We start from the raw sequence: 2,654 nt of genomic DNA, 5'->3' as shown, positions 1-2,654 counted from the left end.
GCGCTGGCGGCTGCCGCCCCGGCACATCCTCCGCGCCATGGACCGCCTCGGCCCGGGCAGCCGGCCCGACCCCTCCGTGTACCCCGCCCCGTACCCACTGTCGGAACCGCCCTCCATACTGGAGGGGCCGGGGAAGGCGTAGGAGAACGACGGGGGCGGCAGCACACGATGGGGGACTCCAGACTGATCCAGGGCCGGTACCGCCTGCACGAGGTCATCGGCCGCGGGGGCATGGGCGAGGTGTGGCGCGCCACCGACGAGGCGCTCGGCCGCGGGGTCGCCGTGAAGTGCCTCAAGCCGATCGGGCCGCAGCAGGACCCCCAGGTCCTCACCGTGGTCCGCGAGCGGTTCCGGCGCGAGGCCCGGGTGGCCGCCGCGCTCCAGCACCGGGGCATCACCGTCGTGCACGACTTCGGCGAGTACGACGGCGTGCTGTTCCTCGTCATGGAGCTCCTGGAGGGGCGCAACCTCAGCCAGCTCCTCGCCGCCAACGCCCGGCACCCGCTGCCGGTCCACGACGTCGTCGAGATCGCCGACCAGGTCGCCGACGCCCTCGCGTACACCCACCGCCACGGCGTCGTGCACCGCGACCTCAAGCCGGCCAACATCATGCGGCTCCGGGACGGGACGGTGAAGATCTGCGACTTCGGCATAGCCCGCCTCGGCGCGGACGTCGGCTTCACGTCCAAGCTCACCGGCACGGGCATCGCCATGGGCACGCCCCACTACATGTCCCCCGAGCAGATCGGCGGCGACGAGGTCGACCACCGCAGCGACCTCTACTCACTGGGGTGCGTGCTGTACGAGCTGGCCACCGGCGTCCCGCCCTTCGACCTCGGCGACTCCTGGGCGATCCTCATCGGCCACCGCGACACGGTGCCCAGCCCGCCGCGCACCCACCGCGCCGAACTCCCCGACTACTTCGACCGGATCGTCGTCGACCTGCTCGCCAAGGCCCCCGCGGAGCGGCCCGCCGACGCGGGCGACCTGCGCCGCCGCATCGTGACCGGGCGGGTCTCGCCGGCCCTGCCGGGAGGGCCCCCGCACGCCGGGGCGACCGTCGTGCCGGGACCCGGCGTCCCGTCCGGGCCCGCGCCCGGCTCCCTGCCCGGCCCGGGCGCCGACCCGGCGGCCACCGCCCCCCTGCCCGCCTGGATCCGGACCGTCACCGGCGGACACCGCCCGGCCGACGCCACCACCAGCGCCTTGTCCACCAGGGCGCGCCGTCCTCACCACCGAGTGGACCACCGCCGCCGCGGGCACCGGCACGCCCGCGCGGGCACTGCCCCCGCCCGTCGCCGCCGCTACGGCCACCGCCACCGCAGAGCTGATCGCGGTGCTGGCCGGCCGGTACCGGGCGGGCATGGGACTCGGACGGCTCGGCCGCTGGGACGAGGCCGAGTCGGTGCACCGGTCCGTCGCCGAGCACCGCGCGGAGGTCCTCGGCGAGGACCACCCCGACACCCTGGCCAGCCACTACGAGGTCGGCTTCGCCCTCGCCCGGCTCGACCGCCCCGCCGACGCCCTGCGCGTCTTCGGCGCCGTCGCCACCGCCCGCGCGCGCGTCCTCGGCGAGGACCACCCCGACACCCTCGCGGCCACGCAGGAGCGGGCGTACGCGCTCGGCCGCCTCGGACGGCACACCGAGGCACACGAGCTGTACGTCACGGTGCTCGCCGCCCGCGAGCGCACCGTGGGCCCCGACCACCCGGACACCCTCCGCTGCCGGCACAACCTGGCCTTCACCCTCGGCCGCCTGGGCCGCCTGGAGGAGTCGTACCGCGCGGCCCACGAGGTCGCGGAGGCCCGCGCCCGGCTCCTGGGCGAGGACCATCCCGACACCCTCGTGACCCGCCGCGAAGTGGCCTACACCCTCGGGCGGCTGGGCCGCGGCGACGAGGCCCTCGCCGCCTACCGGGCGGTCGCCGCCGCCCGCGCCGCCGCCCTCGGACCCGACCACCCGGACACCCTCACCGCCCGCTACGAGACCGGAGTCCTCCTCGGCCGCCTCGGGCAGGCCGCCGACGCGCTGGGCGTCTGCCGCGACCTCGTCGCCGCCCGCACCCGCGCACAGGGCGCCGACGCCCCCGAGACCCTCCGCGCCCGCCACGCGCTCGCCGTCAACCTCGGGCGCCTCGGCCGCTGGGAGGAGGCGCTCAGCGCGTCGGAGGACGTCCACGCGGACCGGCGGCGGGTGCTCGGACCGGACCACCCGGACACCCTGCTGAGCCTCCGAGAGACCGCCGTCGCCCAAGGCCGACTCGACCGCTGGGAGGAGGCGCTCGCCGCGCACGCCGAGGTCGCCGGGGCCCGCACCCGTCTCCTCGGCCCGGCCCACCCCGACACCCTCGCCGCCCTGGACGACGAGGCGCACTGCCTGGAGCGCCTGGGCCGCCACGCGGAGGCCGCCGCCCTCCACCTGAGAGCGGCCACTCTCCCACCGGGGACCTGAGCGCCGGGCGAGCTCGTACGGGCCGGGGGCCGACCCTCCCGGGTCCCTCGCCGCTCACGGCGCCGGGAGCACGGCCACGGCCGACAGCGCCGGCGGTCCGGCACGGCCAAGCACGGCGCCGGGCCCGCCACGGCCGGCAACGGCGTCGAGCCCGGGCCCGCCGCGGTCGGCGATGGCTCCGGCACCTGCCACAGCCGACGAC

The 2,654-nt window shown here is 77.5% G+C and carries 1 pseudogene; it reads left to right on the top strand.

Annotated features, from left to right (window positions below):
• The first annotated feature begins 168 nt into the window (after positions 1-168).
• Positions 169-2,452: pseudogene (locus EAO70_RS00415) on the top strand (tetratricopeptide repeat protein).
• Positions 2,453-2,654 lie beyond the last annotated feature (202 nt).

The organism is Streptomyces sp. adm13(2018) (assembly GCF_008042145.1).
Classification (GTDB): Bacteria; Actinomycetota; Actinomycetes; order Streptomycetales; family Streptomycetaceae; genus Streptomyces.
This window is presented reverse-complemented; position numbering and strand designations above follow the sequence as displayed.